The 19256-nt window shown below is 37.0% G+C and carries 15 protein-coding genes; 13 read left to right on the forward strand and 2 right to left on the reverse strand.

Going from position 1 to position 19256, the window contains the following annotated elements; genetic code table 11:
• Positions 1 to 213 carry a DNA-directed RNA polymerase subunit epsilon gene (locus tag AB3I12_RS11845; RefSeq protein WP_010718722.1) on the reverse strand — a complete coding sequence of 71 codons (213 nt, stop codon included), beginning with the start codon at positions 211 to 213 and terminating at the stop codon, positions 1 to 3.
• Positions 214 to 602: 389 nt separating this feature from the next.
• Between AB3I12_RS11845 and efrA the strand changes: the two genes are divergently transcribed.
• The 4 genes from efrA (at position 603) to AB3I12_RS11865 (ending at position 7075) form a co-directional block, all read left to right on the forward strand.
• The gene (efrA, locus tag AB3I12_RS11850; protein WP_010738063.1) at positions 603 to 2333 is read left to right on the forward strand and encodes a multidrug efflux ABC transporter subunit EfrA; all 1731 of its coding nucleotides are present in this window, start codon (positions 603 to 605) and stop codon (positions 2331 to 2333) included.
• Positions 2330 to 4096 (forward strand): multidrug efflux ABC transporter subunit EfrB, encoded by a 1767-nt coding sequence (efrB, locus tag AB3I12_RS11855; RefSeq protein WP_063627452.1) that lies wholly within the window; start codon positions 2330 to 2332, stop codon positions 4094 to 4096. Before efrA ends, efrB begins: the two co-directional genes overlap by 4 nt.
• Before the next feature lie 644 nt (positions 4097 to 4740).
• Complete coding sequence (locus AB3I12_RS11860; RefSeq protein ID WP_034698948.1) at positions 4741 to 6213, forward strand: immunoglobulin-like domain-containing protein; 1473 nt, start codon at positions 4741 to 4743, stop codon at positions 6211 to 6213.
• Positions 6214 to 6586: 373 nt separating this feature from the next.
• On the forward strand, positions 6587 to 7075 hold the full coding sequence (locus tag AB3I12_RS11865) for a gamma carbonic anhydrase family protein (RefSeq protein ID WP_010718718.1): 489 nt from the start codon (positions 6587 to 6589) through the stop codon (positions 7073 to 7075).
• Between the two features lie 86 nt (positions 7076 to 7161).
• Here AB3I12_RS11865 and clpP read toward each other — a convergent pair whose 3' ends face one another.
• The gene (gene clpP, locus AB3I12_RS11870; RefSeq protein WP_010718717.1) at positions 7162 to 7755 is read right to left on the reverse strand and encodes an ATP-dependent Clp endopeptidase proteolytic subunit ClpP; all 594 of its coding nucleotides are present in this window, start codon (positions 7753 to 7755) and stop codon (positions 7162 to 7164) included.
• Between the two features lie 178 nt (positions 7756 to 7933).
• Between clpP and AB3I12_RS11875 the strand changes: the two genes are divergently transcribed.
• The 9 genes from AB3I12_RS11875 (at position 7934) to AB3I12_RS11915 (ending at position 19197) form a co-directional block, all read left to right on the forward strand.
• Positions 7934 to 8461, forward strand: coding sequence for a hypothetical protein (locus AB3I12_RS11875; RefSeq protein WP_010718716.1), 528 nt, complete (start codon positions 7934 to 7936; stop codon positions 8459 to 8461).
• 472 nt (positions 8462 to 8933) lie between these two features.
• Entirely contained in the window at positions 8934 to 9668 is a 735-nt protein-coding gene (locus AB3I12_RS11880; RefSeq protein WP_034698950.1) for a glycerophosphodiester phosphodiesterase, read from the forward strand.
• A gap of 7 nt (positions 9669 to 9675) precedes the next feature.
• On the forward strand, positions 9676 to 10602 hold the full coding sequence (gene miaA, locus AB3I12_RS11885; protein WP_063627451.1) for a tRNA (adenosine(37)-N6)-dimethylallyltransferase MiaA: 927 nt from the start codon (positions 9676 to 9678) through the stop codon (positions 10600 to 10602).
• Positions 10592 to 11824, forward strand: a complete 1233-nt coding sequence (hflX, locus tag AB3I12_RS11890; RefSeq protein ID WP_034698955.1) for a GTPase HflX — start codon at positions 10592 to 10594, stop codon at positions 11822 to 11824. The genes miaA and hflX overlap by 11 nt, the downstream gene beginning before the upstream one ends.
• 205 nt (positions 11825 to 12029) lie before the next feature.
• Entirely contained in the window at positions 12030 to 12422 is a 393-nt protein-coding gene (locus AB3I12_RS11895; protein ID WP_010718712.1) for a MerR family transcriptional regulator, read from the forward strand.
• A 30-nt stretch (positions 12423 to 12452) separates the two neighbouring features.
• Complete coding sequence (gene glnA, locus AB3I12_RS11900) at positions 12453 to 13793, forward strand: type I glutamate--ammonia ligase (RefSeq protein WP_010718711.1); 1341 nt, start codon at positions 12453 to 12455, stop codon at positions 13791 to 13793.
• An 809-nt stretch (positions 13794 to 14602) separates the two neighbouring features.
• Positions 14603 to 16120, forward strand: a complete 1518-nt coding sequence (locus AB3I12_RS11905) for a hypothetical protein (RefSeq protein ID WP_231105514.1) — start codon at positions 14603 to 14605, stop codon at positions 16118 to 16120.
• Positions 16121 to 16447: 327 nt separating this feature from the next.
• Positions 16448 to 18058 carry a CTP synthase gene (locus tag AB3I12_RS11910; protein WP_010718709.1) on the forward strand — a complete coding sequence of 537 codons (1611 nt, stop codon included), beginning with the start codon at positions 16448 to 16450 and terminating at the stop codon, positions 18056 to 18058.
• Positions 18059 to 18327: 269 nt separating this feature from the next.
• Positions 18328 to 19197: a class II fructose-bisphosphate aldolase gene (locus AB3I12_RS11915; RefSeq protein WP_010718708.1), complete on the forward strand. Its 870-nt coding sequence runs from the start codon at positions 18328 to 18330 to the stop codon at positions 19195 to 19197.
• Positions 19198 to 19256: the final 59 nt, after the last annotated feature.

Here is a 19256-nt window from a genome sequence, read left to right on the forward strand (position 1 = left end):
TTAAAACTCCACTAATGTGAATTCAGCATTTTCTTTTTCGTATTCTAGATGACTGCCTTCTAGAAGTTGAACGAATTCAATGTTGTATGGGGTATTTTCTTCCACTTGTTGACGTGCGTCAACATCACTATTTGCTTCAATGTAAAGTGATTTTGTTTCTTCCCGTTTAGGATTACGGATTTTTGATTCTTGATAATATACTTTGTAAATCATGTTTATGTCTCCTTTATCTGCATGTCGCAGTAATTTAGCTAGTTGATTTTTTTTAGACAACACAAAACGAGGGGTCAAGCCACCTGTTTTTTGATATGCTTTGATTAAAATGAGCGATTCTAATCAAAGAGACAAGCCTCGTTTTGCTTCTCTGTTCGGAAATTTTTTCAACCGTACCTTCTGTATGAATTCATACAATAGTTAATTGCTATTTTAGCATAAAAAAGTGGATAAGTATAGAAATCAACAAGGTGGAAAGGAAAAATGTTTTTTATCATTTAAATGTAATAAAAAAAATTTTTGATGAGAGAGGTGTTCTATATACTATAGGAGTGTGCTATTATTTTTATTAATAGCTAAATTTATTCTAATTAAAAGGAGATGAGAGTTTGAAGTTGATGTGGCACTATACCATGCGCTATAAGAAATATTTGTTATTAAATTTCATCTGCGTATTTGGTTTTATTTTAATTGAGTTAGGCTTACCAACGATTTTAGCTCGTATGATTGATGTCGGGATTCGTAACAACGATTTTGGTTATGTAAAACAACAAGGGATCTTGATGGTCGTGATTACTGTGGTTGGGATCATTATGAATATTCTATTAGGCTATTTTGGTTCACGGATCACGACGAACATCGTTGCGGATATTCGTGATGATCTATTCAAGAAAATCCAGAGTTATTCTCACCAAGAATATGAAACATTAGGGGTTGCTTCGTTGATCACGCGTACGACGAACGACGCTTATCAAATTATGCTGTTCTTACAAAATATCTTACGGATCGGATTTATGACACCGATGATGTTTGTTGTCAGTCTTTATATGGTTATGCGGACCAGTGTTTCATTGAGTTATTATGTGATCGGAGCGCTACCGTTTTTACTACTTTCAGTGGTTGCGATTGCGAAATTTTCTGAACCGTTATCAAAAAAACAACAGAAAAATTTGGATAAGATTAATAGTATTTTACGTGAAAATCTTTCAGGATTACGTGTTATCCGAGCATTCGTTAATGAAAAGTTTGAAGAAAAACGATTTGCGAAAGTTAATGATAACTATACAAAAAGCTCGAAAAGCTTGTTTCGTTTAATGGCTGTTGCACAGCCTGGATTCTACTTCCTGTTTAACATTGTAATGGTCTTGATCATTTGGAGCGGAGCAGTTCAAATCGATGCTGGTTCTCTTCAAGTGGGGGATCTGATTGCGTTTATTGAATATATTTTCCATGCATTATTCTCCTTCATGCTGTTTGCAAGTGTCTTTATGATGTATCCACGGGCAGCTGTTTCAGCAGGGCGTATCCAAGAAGCATTAGATGCCTCACCGTCGATCAAAGAAGATCCAAATGGTGTATCTGAAACAAAAACCAAAGGATATATTGAGTTTAAGAATGTGACATTTGCTTACCCTGGACATTCACAAGAACCCGTGATCCGTAATGTGAGTTTTACTGCTTCGCCAGGAGAGACAGTCGCATTCATCGGTAGTACAGGTAGCGGGAAGTCAACGTTGATTCAATTGATTCCTCGATTTTACGATGTAAGTGATGGGGAAATCCTTATTGATGGCGTAGATGTCAGGGACTATCGCTTGAGTAAATTAAGAGATAAAATTGGCTTTATTCCTCAAAAAGCATTGTTATTTACTGGGACGATCGCAGATAATTTAAGATATGGAAAAGAAGATGCTACGCAAGAGGAGATGGAGCGAGCAGCTGAAATCGCACAAGCAACGGACTTCATTTCGAAGAAAACGGATGGGTATGATGAACTTCTTTCCGAAGGTGGAGCTAATTTCTCTGGAGGACAAAAGCAGCGTTTAGCGATTGCCAGAGCTATTATTCGACGTCCGGAAATCTATATTTTTGATGACAGCTTCTCGGCGCTTGATTATCAAACGGATGCAAAACTTCGGGCTCGCTTGAAAAAAGAAACGACCGAATCAACGGTGTTAATCGTGGCGCAGCGAGTGGGTACGATCATGCATGCTGATAAAATCATCGTCTTGAATGAGGGAGAAGTCGTAGGTATCGGGACACACCGTGAATTATTAGAAAACTGTCCAATCTATTATGATATCGCAGCTTCGCAATTATCGAAGGAGGAATTAGCATGAAACAAACATTATCTTCCTTAAAACGATTAGCTCGATACATCAAACCTTATCAGTTAACATTTTTCTTTGTACTGTTGTTTACTGTTTTGACGGTGATTTTCAACGTTGCTTTACCCTACGTTGTCGGATTGCCAACTACTGAGATCAGTCACAATATTGCAAACAACGAAGCGATTAATTTTTCTTATATTTTCAATTGTTTGATTTGGATCACGATCGTGGGCGTTGGTTATTGTGTTTCGCAATTACTTTCAGGTGTTTTGATGACGAATGTCGTGCAAAGTGCAATGCAAGATTTGCGAAGAGATATTGAAGAAAAAATCAATCGATTGCCTGTTTCTTATTTTGATAAAAATCAACAAGGAAATATCTTATCTCGGGTGACGAATGACGTAGACGCAGTCAGTGGGGCGTTACAGCAAGCGTTTATCGGTGTGGTGAATGCTATTTTAGGGATCACACTGGCAGCAGCGATGATGTTTTATATCCAGCCATTGATGGCGTTGATCTCGATGATCATGATTCCTGCATCTATCTGGATTTCAAAACGTGTGATCAATGCTTCGCAAAAATATTTCCAAGAAATGCAAAATTCGTTAGGGGATTTAAATGGTTATGTCCAAGAAAATATGACTGGTTTTAGTGTGTTAAAAGTTTATGGACGTGAGCAAAAAACGTTTGAAGGATTCAAACAAGTCAATCATCGATTGAAACATTATGGATTTAGAGCAGCCTTTATATCTGGATTGATGATGCCCTTAGTTCAGTTGACCGCATATGCTACTTATATCGGTATGGCTGTATTGGGAAGTTTTTACGTCATTACGGGTGTCATCGTTGTGGGGCAATTACAAGCATTTATCCAATATATTTGGCAAATCAGCCAGCCAATGGGGAATATCACACAGTTATCTTCTGTATTGCAAAGTGCATCTGCGGCTACCAGACGTGTCTTTGAGATTTTAGATGAACCAGAAGAAAAAGAAAATAAAGTGGATGTCACTTTACCAGAAACAGTAGCAGGAAATGTTTCATTTGAACATGTTGATTTTGCTTATGACCCTAAAAAACCGTTGATTCAAGATTTGAACTTTGAAGTAAAAGCTGGTCAAACAGTTGCGGTAGTCGGACCAACCGGTGCAGGGAAAACCACTCTGATTAATTTATTGATGCGTTTTTATGATGTGAGTCATGGGGCAATAAAAATCGATGGTATTGATACTAAAACGATGAGTCGTAGTGATGTCCGCTCATTATTTGGGATGGTTCTTCAAGATGCTTGGCTCTATGAAGGGACAATCGCTGATAATATTCGTTTTGGTAAATTAGATGCGACGGATTATGAAGTCGTTGACGCAGCAAAAACAGCTAACGTTGATCATTTTATTCGGACAATGCCTGATGGGTACGAAATGGAAATCAACGCTGAAGGTGACAATGTTTCGTTAGGGCAAAAGCAATTATTGACTATTGCCAGAGCCGTGGTTTCTGATCCTAAAATCTTGATACTTGATGAAGCTACTAGTTCTGTCGATACTCGTTTAGAAGCATTGATCCAAAAAGCAATGGATCGTGTAATGGAAGGACGAACAAGTTTTGTTATTGCTCATCGCCTTTCAACGATTCGTGATGCGGATTTGATCTTAGTGATGGATCAAGGACAAATTATCGAAAAAGGAACGCATGAAGGGCTGTTAGCTCAAGGCGGATTCTATGAAAAACTGTACAATAGCCAAATTGCTGAAGATGTTGCTGATGCTTGATACCGATTAAACCAAGAGGTTGTGAAAGAAGCGGGTAGCTCCGATGACAATAAGAAAGAATTTTTTGAAACAGCTTCTCATGTTTTGAAAAATTCAGGCTTATTTCAAGGAGTTGCTTCTTGAACACCGTTTAAACCAAGAGGTCGTGAAAGAAGCGATCAGCTCCGAGCAAACAAGAAAGAATTTTTAGAATAGAGAGACTGAGGAAAAACTTTCCTCAGTCTCTTTTAGTATCTCTAAAAATCGAATAAACAGTGAGATAAAAGTAGCATCAAGAAATAAGAAGCACCAAGTAGGTAACGATCAACAGCAAAAAACGAGTGTTTATGCTTCTTGTTAATTTTCAGAAATCCCTTCTTATTTATTAAAGATAAACATTTTTGTCTCACCTCTTTTTTTATTTGTTGGACTACTATACAAAATAAAAATAATAAAATCTGAGCGTTACGATAAATTTGTAGTAGAAAAAAGATCAAGGGAGGCGAAATAGCATTCAAAAATGCTTCTACTACTGGATGCTTGCTAGTAAATGAATTTTACGCGTAATTGTTTACTAAAAGAATGAAAAGAGATGATGAAATGCAGATAGAACGGAAAAGGATAGTGTATAAAAAATAACTATATGAATGGGAGTGTTATTTATTATGAACAAAAAGACCTTTTATAAAAAAGTATGTGCAGGAACTATTGGATTAATTGGGGTAAGTGTTGTTGGATTGTCAGTAAATGCAGAAACTAGTAATGTTTTAGTCAATAAAAATATTGCTATCTCCCAAAATGTGGATCAAAATAATTTTGATTTGAAAGACATCGTCGCATTTAATGGAAGTGCCGTCCAACTTGATTCCCATACAGCTCGTCTTACTCAATCGAAACAATTTCAAAAAGGAACAATATCTGGAATCGTCTCCCTTGATATGAACTATGATTTCTTGTTGGATATGGATGTCAATTTAGGTGATAATGTAAATGGTGCTGATGGGGTAGGTGTGGCTTTCCACCAAGGAGCAATTGGCGACATTGGAGCTAATGGTGGAGGTCTAGGTATCAGAGGCCTGAAAAAGGGAATTGGATTTGAATTGGATACCTATTCTAAAGCGCCAGATAGAGATGATGCGGATACTTCTTTCAACCATGCTCAAATGGTGGGTGCTCATGGAGGCTTTGTTTCAACAGATGCCAACAGCGGATTTTTAACCGCTTTAGCTCCTATGCAACAAATTAAATTCACGCCAAATACTTTTAAAAAATTAACGTTAAAATGGAATAGCAAGCAACAACTCATTACTGCAGATTATGATGGGCAACATTGGGAATTGAAAAATCCAAACATCGATAAATCAAAGAAATATACTTTTACGATTGGAGCTGCAACAGGAGAACACTTCAATACGCATACTGTCAGAATCAATCAATTTGCAGCAGTTTTTGAAAAACCAGAGTTACATGCAAATGATATTGAAATTTTGCACGATGAGTTATTTGATCCATATGACAAACGAATCAATCTAAGTGCTTATGATCGTGTTGACGGAGACATCACAGACAAAATCAAAGTGGTAGAAAACAACGTTGATTCCTCTATTCCTGGAAAATACCAAGTCACTTATGAAGTGAAAAATAGTGTAAATGAAGTGGCTAGAAAAACGATTAATGTAACGGTGAAAATCAATGATACTTGGCCTGACGGACAAACTGCTGGATGGAAAATGTTCTCAGGAGATGACATTGAACTAGTGAAAGACCCTGTGAATGCTTTAGTAGGTGACTATACTTTCTTTGCTGATCAGCATGCTAGTGTATATAAAATCTTTAACGGTAGTGAAGCTTTAGAAGAAAATGCAACTTATCGAGTAACCGTTTATGTGAAACCAGTGGTCGATATGTTGAGTGACCATTATGTAAAAGTGGCATTGAAGGAAGATACTTCGTCTAAAGATAGTCGTGAACTCCTTAACACCACATTGATGAGAGATGGGGTTTTAGAAGAAAAAGGATACTATCGACTTACAACTACTTTTAAAGTAAATAAAGGAGAAACAAGCCCACTAATCAATGTGGAAAACTATAAAGCTGGCTATATCGGCTCAATCAATATTTCTAAAGTAAATGGATAAAATTTAGCTACCAGTTTAGATAGCATATAGATAAAAGGAAAGAGCTTGGAACACGAAAGATTGTTCTGAGCTCTTTAGTTGTGTAAAAACGAGAGGTTGAGACAAAAGTGTTCAGCATCAAGAAATAAGAAGGAATTTCCGAAAATTGACAAGAAACACAAAAACTCGTTTTTGATGTTGATTGTTACCTACTTGGTGCTTCTCAAATTTTTGGTAAATTTCGGCAAATTTTCCGAAGATGCTACTTTTGTCTCAGTCCCTAGAGAGTAGGCGTGCTTGAAGGGACTATGAAATAATAGCTGCTAGTCTTTTTGAAGGAGAAATCCATCTTCTGCTATAATTGGAAATAAGCCAAAAAAGGAGATGTGTAAAAATGAGTCAAAAATTTATTGCACCGAATGCAACTGTTGTTGGCGATGTAGAGCTCGCAGAATCGGTCACAGTTTGGTATCAAGCGGTGATTCGTGGGGATAGCAATACGGTTAAAGTTGGAGCAAGAACGAATATTCAAGATGGTACTGTTATTCATGTGGACCATGATGCACCAGTTGAAATTGCTGAAAATGTAACGGTAGGACATCAATGTATGCTTCATGGTTGCACCATCGAAAAGGGCGCGTTGATTGGTATGGGATCAACTATTTTGAACCATGCAGTGATCGGTGAAAATAGTTTGATTGGTGCTGGTTCTTTAGTGACCGAAGGCAAGGTCATTCCGCCCAACGTATTAGCGTTTGGTCGGCCAGCTAAAGTCATTCGTCCTTTAACGGAAGAAGAGATTGAAAAGAATCGCCAAAATATTCAACATTACGTTGAACTTGGAGAACAATATAACGAAGGAAAGTTTAAAGAACAGCATTGAAAAACCGAGCTTTCGTTCCAACTGAAAAAAGGACGATGAGCCGCTCAATCGAGCAGTCCCATCGTCCTTTTAGTTTACAAATGATATTAGTTTAATCCAGCACTGTTTTCCATCACTTCATCAATCAAACCGTATGCTTTCGCTTGTTCAGCAGTCATGTAATTATCACGGTCGGTATCTTTTTCGATCACTTCAAGAGGTTGACCAGTACGTTCTGCTAAAATTTTGTTCAAGCGTTCTCGTGTTTGTAAAATGTGACGAGCTGCGATTTCGATTTCTGTCGCTTGACCTTGTGCGCCGCCAAGTGGTTGATGGATCATGATTTCAGCATTTGGTAAAGCAAAACGTTTGCCTTTTTTACCTGCTGTAAGTAAGAAACTACCCATAGAAGCAGCCATACCCATCACAATGGTTTGGACATCTGCTTTAACAAAATTCATCGTATCATAAATCGCCATTCCAGCAGTAACAGAACCGCCAGGAGAGTTGATATAAAGATAAATGTCTTTTTCAGAATCTTGTGCATCTAGGAAAAGCAATTGAGCAATGATCGAGTTTGCAAGATCATCAGTCACTTGACCACTTAACATGATAATGCGGTCTTTTAATAAGCGTGAATAAATATCATAAGCTCGTTCGCCACGAGAGGATTGCTCAATAACTGTAGGGATTAAATTCATAATTTGGTTCCTCCTTAAGTTCTTTACAAATAGTGTAACACAAATTCATTTCTTCTACCTAAAAAGTAGTATACATTCTTGGTCAATAAAGGTCAAATAAAAAAATTTTAGAAAATAGTCTGTGCTTGCACGTTTATGTTATGATGAAATAGAAGAATACAGCAAGGAGGAACACTAATTGGTAGTTGGCATCGTAGGCTTAATTGGGGTTTTATTAGGAGCTATTTTAGTATATATCGGGATGGTTGTTCAGATGCGCCATCTTGAAAACAAAGAGCAACGAAGACGGGAGTTAGAATTAAAAGTCAAAGAGATTGAGACTTTGAATCAACTAAATAAAAAAATCAATGAAATCTTGCAAAAAAGAGCAACATTGTTAGATGAATATGTCAGCTTTGATGCATTTGATGATTGTTATATCACTATTGATGATTTTGCTTATTTACAGTCATTTGCTGCACAAAATAATTTTTATCTTCCAAATTACATCTTAGAGGAGTTGTTTAAAAACATTGCGCACCGTAAAGTCGTTCTTTCTCCTGACGAAACGATGAAAATAGGCGGTTATGCTTATAAAGGTGGACGTGTGATCTTAGAAAACTTCACGGATAATCTGACGGAAATGATCAATGAAAAAAAAGCGCAATTAAAAAGTGTCACGCGACAACCCATTGGCTTTTTCTCAAATGATAATGTGTGGAGCTAATTGTTTTTTGAGTTGAGATCGAAGAGGATCAAAAAACTTTTATAATTTGTAAAGGCAAGGTTGTGACAGAATTGTCTAGCTTTTAGAAATAAGCGGAAGAATCCAAAAGTAGTTCCTTATATTTTTGGTTTTTTCGGCTTATTTTCGATAGATGAAACACTATGAATGAGAGATTGTGAAAACAGCAGTTTGCCCTGAGTATGAAGAATGAAAATCTCGAAACAGCTCCCCATATTTTGAGATTTTTTGACTGATCGTCGAAGAACATCTTTAAGCGAATGAGAGAGGCCTTTTTTATAGCTTTTCATATTTTAGAAAATCATCGCTTATTGCTGAGGAGTTCTTTATTGAATACCGTTTACTCATTTTTTAGAATGACAAGTCAACCTCATTCTTAGACATTCGAAGTATTACGACTTTTTCACAGCCTTTTTCCTATGGTACAATCAAAGAGACTGAAAGTGGTGATGAAATGGTTCAGATTTTTGCGCATCGTGGAAGTAGTGGTACCCATCCAGAGAATACATTGCCTGCGTTTGCCGAAGCTGTTCGAATAGGTGCAGATGGGATTGAACTAGATGTTCATTTGACGAAAGATGAGCAGATCGTGGTGATTCATGATGAGGAAGTGGATCGGACGACGGATGGCAAAGGATTGGTACGGGAAAAAACATTAGCAGAGATAAAAAAGTTGAATGCAGGAAAGTGGTTCAATACAGAGTTTCAGGCAACAAAAGTGCCAACTTTGAAAGAGGTCTTGCATCTTTTTTGGGAAATGAATTATCGTGGAACGGTAATGATCGAGATTAAAACAGATAAATATGAGTATGCTGGCATCGAAGAAAAAGTAGTTCAACAATTAAAAGCAGTGGAATGGCCTTTTCGACATGCGTACTGCAGTTTTAACTTTCATACATTGGAACGAGTAGTAAAAATTGATCCTCAGGCACAGCTGGATCTTCTTTTAAGTACGTCACAAAAGAAAGTACAGTTAGCTGAAGATACTCCTTGGATAGAAGGGATTCATCCTAGAGGTGACTGGTACTTGGAGCATTTGCCATCCATGGAGACATTCCCCAAATCGATCAGATGCTGGACCATCAACGACGACCAGCAGATGACACGATGTTTCGATCAACAACTAGATGCAATAATCACAGACTTTCCCCAAAAAGCATTTTGGATAAAACAAACAATGAAAAAGTAGGATGATAATGGAAAAAGTATTAGTAATCGTTGGACCTACAGCGGTAGGGAAAACAGCGCTTAGCGTGGAATTGGCTAAAAAATTTCACGGTGAAATTATTAGTGGGGATTCACTGCAAGTTTACAAGAAATTAGATATCGGAACAGCTAAAATAAAGACGTCAGAAATGGAAGGTATTCCCCATCATTTGATTGATATCATCGAACCGAATGAAACTTATTCCGTAGCAGATTTTCAAAAAGCTGGACGAAAATTGATCACAGAAATCACAGAACGTGGCCATTTGCCAATGATCGTTGGTGGAACAGGGTTGTATATTCAATCTTTGCTTTATGATTTTCAATTGGGTGCAAAAGAGGAAAGCGTCACAGCAGTACGAAAAAAATATGAAGAATTAGCTGAAACACTCAGTAAAAAAGAACTTTGGGAGTATTTGAAAACAAAAGATCCGCTAGCAGCGGAAAAAATCCATTGGAATAACCAACGAAAAGTGATTCGAGCTTTAGAAGTATTTGAAGTGACTGGCTACAGTATCACAACACCGCAAGAGGAACCCGCACGTCTTTATGATTATTGTATGATTGGTCTTAATACCGAGAGAGCCTTGTTATACCAGCGCATCAATCAACGTGTAGATAGTATGTTAGAGGAAGGCTTATTAGAAGAAGCACGTTTTGTGTATGAACTTGGTGAAGTCCAAGCGAGTCAGGGCATTGGATACAAAGAATTCTATCCGTATTTTAAGGGAGAAGAATCTTTAGAAAACGTTGTGGAGCAGTTGAAGATGAACTCGAGACGGTATGCAAAACGACAATTGACATGGTTTCGTAATCGTCTTGATGCACATTGGTTTGACTTATTAGCAGAGTCCAGTAGTATGGAGCAAATTGATCAATTGATCAGAACGTGGTTGGAGGAAAAAGATGACAAATAAAAAAGAAAAAGTGATCATCGTAGGCGTTGAGACAGAACAGAATCAACGATACTTCACAGAGTCGATGGCAGAATTGAGCAAGCTGACCAATACAGCTTCTGGGGAAGTTGTATTTACATTGACGCAAAAACGACCGCAAGTCGATCGTCAAACTATTATCGGTAAAGGTAAATTACAAGAATTGATCCAACAAGCGGATGCTCATGAAGCGGATCTGATTATCTTTAACCATGAAATGACCCCTCGGCAGAGTCAGCTAGTCTCAGAAGCAGTAGGAATCCCTATCATTGACCGAGTCCAGTTGATTTTAGATATTTTTGCCATGAGAGCCCGTTCGAAAGAAGGAAAGCTGCAAGTAGAGCTAGCACAATTAGAGTACCTTTTACCACGCTTAGCTGGACAAGGAAAGTCATTGTCTCGATTAGGTGGTGGAATCGGAACGAGAGGACCTGGGGAAACCAAGTTGGAAACGGATCGACGTCATATCCGTAATAAAATATTAGGGGTAAAACGTGAGTTGAAGGCTGTAGAAGCGCATCGAGCGAGAAACCGCCAAAAAAGACAGTCTAGTGAAATCTTTCAAATTGGTTTGATTGGGTATACCAATGCGGGGAAGTCAACCATTCTTAATTTGCTTACGCAAGCGGATACGTATTCTAAAGATCAGTTATTTGCTACTTTGGATCCCTTAACAAAGAAATGGCGATTTGCAGAAGGGTTTGAGATTACGGTTACTGATACGGTTGGATTTATTCAAGATCTTCCGACACAATTAATTGATGCGTTCCATTCAACATTGGAAGAAAGTCAATCAATGGATCTATTGTTACATGTAGTTGATGCAAGTTCGCCAGATCGTATTTTGCAGGAGCAGACTGTATTACAGTTGATGGCGGAACTAAAGATGGAAGAGATGCCTGTATTAACAGTCTATAACAAAGCGGATCAAATTGATCCAGCCTTATTTACTCCCTCACTCTTTCCAAATGTATTGATATCGGCGCAAAGTACCGATGGGAAAGAAAAGCTAGTGCAAGCGATCAAACAGCAGTTGTTGGAATTGATGGTGCCATACACGCTCTTTGTACCCAGTCAGGATGGGCAAACGTTAAGTGCTTTACGAAGACAAACCCTCGTTTTGAAAGAGCATTTTGTAGAAGAAAAAAATGGATATGAAGTAAAAGGATTTGCAAAGTCAACTTCTAAATGGCTGAATAGTTAAATGGTCGTTGTCTCTTTCTTATCAGAGTGACCTATGTATTTTCTCTTTTTTTAAAAGTTAGAAAACTTGAGCAATGAATCGTTGCTCAAGTTTTTTTGTAAAAAAAAAACCAACCTTCATGTTAGAAAACCTGACATAAGCGGTTGACAGTAGTTTTTTTGATTGGTATACTTTACCCAACTTGTTAAACGAAAGGGGACGTCTGATGGGAGAAAAGGAATTGCGCCGTTCAATGTCTGTATTTCCAATTGGTACAGTAATGAAACTGACTGATTTATCCGCACGACAAATTCGTTATTATGAAGAACAAGATTTTGTTCATCCTGAAAGAAGCGAAGGAAATCGTCGAATGTATTCATTAAACGATATTGACTTGTTGTTAGAGATCAAAGATTATCTTTCTGATGGATTAAATATGGCTGGTATCAAACGAGTTTACGAAATGGCTCAAGCCAAAAAACAGGAAGAAAAGAGCAAAAAACCGCTAACTGATCATGACGTTCGACAAATTTTTCGTGATGAGATATTGGCGCAAGGTGGGCTAAGTAAAACTGGGCATTATCAGTCGCAAGGAATGCAACGACAATTCTTTGACTGAATAATATAAAGAAAAAGAAAGAGGGATACCATGGTAAAGAAACAAATAACTGGTGATGAAATTAAACGAATCATTGAAGAAGAGAACGTTCGATTTTTAAGATTAATGTTCACAGATATCTTAGGAACGATCAAAAATGTCGAAGTACCCGTTAGTCAAATCGATAAAGTACTTGAAAACAAAATGATGTTTGATGGTTCTTCGATCGAAGGTTTTGTTCGGATTGAAGAAAGCGATATGTATTTGTATCCTGATCTTTCAACATGGATGATCTTCCCTTGGGAAAGTGATCATGGCAAAGTCGCTCGCTTGATTTGTGATATCTATAACCCAGATGGCACACCTTTTGCAGGTGATCCACGCGGGAATTTGAAACGTGCCTTAAAAGATATGCGCAACCTTGGATTTACCTCTTTCAACTTAGGTCCAGAACCAGAATTCTTCTTATTTAAGTTAGATGAAGATGGTGGGATCACGACCACGTTAAACGATAAAGGTGGATATTTTGATTTTGCACCAACAGATTTAGGTGAGAACTGTCGTCGTGATATTGTTTTAGAATTAGAAAGCCTTGGGTTTGAAGTAGAAGCTTCTCACCACGAAGTAGCTCCTGGGCAACATGAGATTGATTTTAAATATGCAGACGTTGTGGATGCTTGTGACAATATTCAAACATTCAAACTAGTCGTTAAAACAATTGCTCGTAAACATGGGTTACACGCAACGTTCATGCCTAAACCATTATTCGGGATCAATGGTTCGGGGATGCACTGTAATATGTCCTTGTTCAATGATGAAGGAAATGTCTTTTATGACAAAGATGGCGATTTAGAACTTAGCCAAACAGCGTATCATTTCCTAGGTGGGCTATTGAAACATGCTCGTGCCTATACAGCGGTTTGCAATCCGACCGTCAACTCATATAAACGTTTAGTTCCTGGCTATGAAGCACCGGTATATGTGGCATGGAGCGGTCGCAATCGTTCACCATTAGTCCGTGTTCCAGAGTCACGTGGCTTATCCACACGTTTGGAATTGCGTTCAGTTGATCCATCTGCTAACCCATATCTAGCAATGGCTGTTTTATTACAAGCTGGATTAGATGGCGTTCGTAATGAAATCACACCACCAGCAGCGGTGGACCGAAATATTTATGTGATGAACGAAGAAGAACGAGAAGAAGCCCACATTCAAGATCTTCCTTCAACGATCCATAATGCAATCAAAGAATTAAGAAAAGACAAAGTGATGATCGATGCATTGGGACAACATATCTTTTCGAACTTTGTCGAAGCAAAACGCTTAGAATGGGCAGCCTTTAGACAAACTGTTTCAGAATGGGAAAGAGAACAATACTTGGAATTATATTGATTATCGCTTCCCCATTAGAATACGAATAATTGGAGTTGAAGATATCAATCTCACTTCACTTTAAAAACGAGTGAATGGTTTTTAAGCATTAGCTCCTTGAAGTAAGTCTGAATTTTTCAAAACATGAAAAGCTGTTTCGAGGTTTTCATCCTTAATACTCAGGGCAAACCGCTCTTTTCACAGCCTTCTTTTGCATGATAACAGGACAATAAGCCAAAATTTTACGAAAAATAAGTACGACTGAAGAGAAAGTTAGTTTGTTTCACTGATTTCTTAGTCGCTGAAGACTTATTTTAGGAAATTTTGGCTTATTTTGTTCGTGCATGGTTTAGTGAGAGCAAAATAGATGTGGGACAACAAAAAACTCCTGAAGAATACACCTCAGGAGTAAGAGAATGAGAAACGGATGATGTTAAGTTATTCTGAATCACAAATAACTGGTTGGATTGTGTAATGAAATCATTCTCTACGAGTAGTATACAGCTATTTCTGATTGAAATTTTTTTTAAAATTTTAATGGAAAGAAAATTATTTGCAAAATATGAATAACACACCTATTCTATAGTATAAAAAAATTTTTTTCATTTTTTTTGTGTAGAATTTTTCTAAGAATATTCTTGTTTTACAGTGATTATTGCACTCCTGGTTGATACGCACAAGTAAAAAATGAGTTCATTGAAGATTGTATATGATGATAAATAATTGAATTTTTTTAATTTGAGAACACCTATTTCTTCTGGGGGGAAAATTAGGTATGCTCAAATTAAAGTTATTGCCTTATTATTATATTATAAAGGAGGCATAAATTTATGAATAAAGTTGAATTAGATCAAATAATCAAAGACATGAATGAAGGATTAGAGGAAGATGAAGAAGAAATATTTTTATTAAACCTACGTACTTATTCTAAAGATGAAATCAATTACGTAGTAGATCGTCTTAATCTGGATGATCATACTCGTGAACAGGTTAGAACATCACAAATTAATTCAATGAAAAAACATCAAGTGCGAAAAAAAAATTTATTAAGAGACGAAAAACTTAGAGCTGTTCATAAAAATTTAAACAAACAAAGTGAGGAAGTCAATTCATTCTCTGATCGCTCAAAGATGATAGATACAGTTGTTGCATCTATCAATCAATTGATTCATGATCCGGAAATTAATGTTATTCAACCAATAGACGATATTGATATAAGTGAGGCATTAGACGTCTTCTTTGAAAAAACCTATTTTACACCAGATGAAATAAATTCTACTATTGATAAGCTAGAACTAGCAAATAAAGAAAATCTTCGTGAAACAATTAGAAAAAGTGAGATTGAAGAAGAACCTCGACGTAAAATCAAGTTTTTAAAAGAAGAACGAATACAAAAAATTAACGAAATGGTGCAACAGTCGATGACATCAAGGACGTTCACAGAGGTTGCAGAGAGTCTTAAAAAAATGTATTCAGAGTTACCTTACAAAGTTAATGAGGCTGATTTAAGTGAGGATATAGAATTTGTAATAGAAAATTTTAAGATGAAACCTAATGATATTGGTTCTTTCGTGGACTTGTTTGACCTCAGTCCTGATACTCGTAATAAAATTAAAGAATCACAAAAGAAAAGAATTGAGGAGATGAAGGCAATAAGGGATACTGAACTTTCAATAAAAATAGAAAGGTTGAGAATGCGCCGTCCTTTTACCCTGATACAGGATATCACTTCAGTACTTCGTGAGCAAATGAATGACCCAGTTATTCCACTTGCACAACACGAGGTTGTATCTATATTAGAAGAGAATTTAGATATACCACATAGTACAACAATAGAAGGTACTTCAAGACGTGTTTTGCCTCTTAGGCAGAATGAATATAGGGAAATTATACATAATCTTGGTTTGAGCGTGGAAAACGTAAATGAACGTTGGCAGTTTAACCGCCATGCTGTAGAACTACTGACTAACTATGCTGAATTCAATATGTTACAGTATCCACAAACAGATCTTGTGCATGGCAATCCACAGGAACTTTCAAACCTTGAATTATATAAAAGAGAATTTAGAGGGTTGGTTAAAGAAAGTGTTGGCAAGGTGGGAACTAAAGCTGAAGATAAATTAGGTTTTCAAGCTGAATTTTCTAATTTGACCCCCGGACAACAGGAACAGGTAATGAAAAAAGTGGAGGATTTTAAGAAAAGAAGACAAGAAAACTGGAAACAATTAGATGTAGAAAAATTGTCACCGTTAAAAAATAGGACAGAAAAATTCAATGCTGCAAGAACGAGAAGTACAAACATATCTGAAAAAAAAGGACAAAAATCTTCTAGAGATCATCAAAGATAGTCTAGTGAATGAGTAAAGAAGTCGTATGGCTAATCGTTCTTACTAAAAGAATGAGTGTACTATTTTTCGTGCAGTTTTTTATTAGAGAGTGAACTACCTGTTTTCATTTATCAATGACGTTGGATTATTCTTATGACTAACGACATCTGCAACGTTAAATTAGAGGCTTGACTTTCTTCAAATTTGCTTGTAGTATACTCATTGGGCACCCTTTTAAAGGGTCAGAAGTTCACAGAAATTTTGCTCCCTATTCTAACTAGAATAGGGAGCTTTGTTCATTTTCTGGGACTTTTCCTGCAGATAAAAGAAGAAGGAGTTTTTGAACTTATGACAAAATACATTTTTGTAACGGGCGGCGTAGTTTCATCGATTGGTAAAGGAATCGTTGCAGCTTCTTTAGGTCGTTTGTTGAAAAATCGTGGCTTAAAAGTAACCATCCAAAAATTTGATCCCTACATCAACGTAGACCCGGGAACGATGAGTCCGTACCAACACGGAGAAGTTTTTGTAACAGACGACGGAGCAGAAACTGATTTGGATCTAGGCCATTATGAACGTTTTATCGATATCAATTTGAACAAATACTCCAATGTTACTACAGGGAAAATTTATTCAGAAGTACTTCGTAAAGAACGAAAAGGGGAATACTTAGGAGCAACTGTTCAAGTCATCCCTCATATCACAAATGAAATCAAAGAGAAAATCATGCGTGCAGCAAAAATGACTGATTCAGACGTGATCATCACTGAAGTTGGCGGAACAGTCGGCGATATCGAATCTTTACCATTTTTAGAAGCACTACGCCAAATGAAGGCGGATGTTGGTGCTGATAACGTGATGTATATCCACACCACATTGATTCCTTATCTAAAAGCTGCGGGAGAAATGAAAACTAAACCAACTCAACATAGTGTAAAAGAATTACGTGGTTTAGGAATCCAACCTAATATCTTGGTGGTTCGAACAGAGCAACCTGTTTCACAAAATGTGAAAAATAAATTAGCACAATTTTGTGACGTAGAACCCGAAGCGGTCATTGAATCACCAGATGTGGACACTCTTTACTCTATTCCGTTGCTTTTACAAAAACAAGGCATGGATCGCATCGTTTGTGAACATTTGAAACTAGAAACGCCAGAAGCTGATATGGAAGAATGGAAACAATTAGAAGAAAAAGTATTGAATCTGAAGAAAAAAGTCCGAATTGCTTTAGTAGGTAAATATGTAGAATTACCAGATGCTTATATCTCAGTTGTTGAAGCGTTGAAACATTCAGGCTTTGCTTTTGATGCGGATATCGAACTTGACTGGATCAAGGCTCAAGATTTAACTAAAGAAAATGTTGCAGAATATTTGAAAGATGCAGATGGCATCTTAGTACCTGGTGGTTTTGGCGATCGTGGGGTCGAAGGAAAAATCGAAGCCATCCGTTACGCTCGTGAAAATGATGTGCCTTTCTTAGGTATTTGTTTAGGCATGCAAATGGCGTGTGTGGAGTTTGCTCGTAATGTGGTTGGTTTGGAAGATGCTGCTTCAGCAGAAACTACACCAGAAACAACGAACAATATCATTGATTTGATGGCAGACCAAGAAAATATCGAGAACTTAGGTGGAACGTTACGTCTAGGTCTTTACCCATGTAAAATTAAAAAAGGAACGAAAACAGCCGAAGCTTATGACGGAGCTGATGTAGTACAAGAACGTCACCGTCATCGTTATGAATTCAACAATAAATACCGTCAATTATTTGAAGAAAAAGGATTAGTATTCTCAGGTGTTTCTCCTGATAATCGTTTAGTGGAAATCGTGGAATTAACAGAGAAAAAATTCTTTGTTGGTTGTCAATTCCATCCAGAATTGATCTCAAGACCAAATCGCCCACAAAAATTGATCAAAGGATTTGTCGGAGCTGCTTTGTCTGAACGTGAAGGAAAATAAGCGGGACAAATACGCTTTTAATGTTTCAGATGAATTTAGAGAAAACAGTTATAAATAAATTGTTATTGTTTGAACAATAAAAAACGATAAACTAGCCATTTTTGACTAAATCAGCCAACTGAAAACCTTATTTTTTGCAAAAAAGTTCTTGAAAATTTTCATTTTCATTGATTTTAGTAGAAAACTCTGAAAATGTTTGGTAAAATAGGTTCGTTGGTTAAGGATAGTCTTAACAAATTTAGTTTTACAAAACTTAGGAGGAATTTATTATGCCAGTAGTATCAGGAGCTGAATTTTTAAAAGCTGCTCGTAAAGGCGGTTACGCTGTCGGCGGATTCAATACAAATAACTTAGAATGGACTCAAGCAATCCTTGAAGCAGCTGAAGCAAAACAAGCACCAGTACTTATCCAAACTTCAATGGGTGCGGCTAAATACATGGGCGGCTACAAAGTTGCTAAAGATATTATTTGTGACTTAGTTGAATCAATGAACATCACTGTTCCTGTTGCCATCCACTTAGACCATGGTGACTATGATGCAGCTATGGAATGTATCGAAGTAGGCTATACTTCAGTTATGTTTGACGGTTCTCACTTACCATTTGAAGAAAACTTGAAATTAGCGAAAGAAGTTGTAGAAAAAGCTCACGCTAAAGGAATTTCTGTTGAATGTGAAGTTGGTTCAATCGGCGGAGAAGAAGATGGAATCATCGGTAACGGTGAATTAGCAGATATCGAAGAATGTAAACAAATGGTTGCTACAGGAATCGACTACCTAGCATGTGGTATCGGTAACATCCATGGTCAATATCCAGAAAACTGGAATGGTTTAGCATTTGATCATTTACAAGCAATCGCTGATGCTGTAGGTCCAGATATGCCTTTAGTATTACATGGTGGATCAGGTATTCCTCAAGAACAAATCCAAAAAGCAATTTCAATGGGTGTTTCTAAAGTAAACGTAAATACTGAATTCCAATTATCATTTGCTAAAGCTACTCGTGAATATATCGAAGCTGGTAAAGATAAAGAAGGAAAAGGTTTTGACCCTCGTAAATTGTTAGCACCAGGTAAAGCTGCAATCATTAAAGATGCAGAAGAACACATTGATTGGTTCGGTTCAGCTAACAAAGCTTAATTAATCGATTAAGAATGCCGTGAAACAGGTTCAACCTGTTTTGCGGTTTTTTTTTCGCA

This window comes from Enterococcus sp. C65, assembly GCF_040887165.1.
GTDB lineage: Bacteria > Bacillota > Bacilli > Lactobacillales > Enterococcaceae > Enterococcus_B > Enterococcus_B hirae.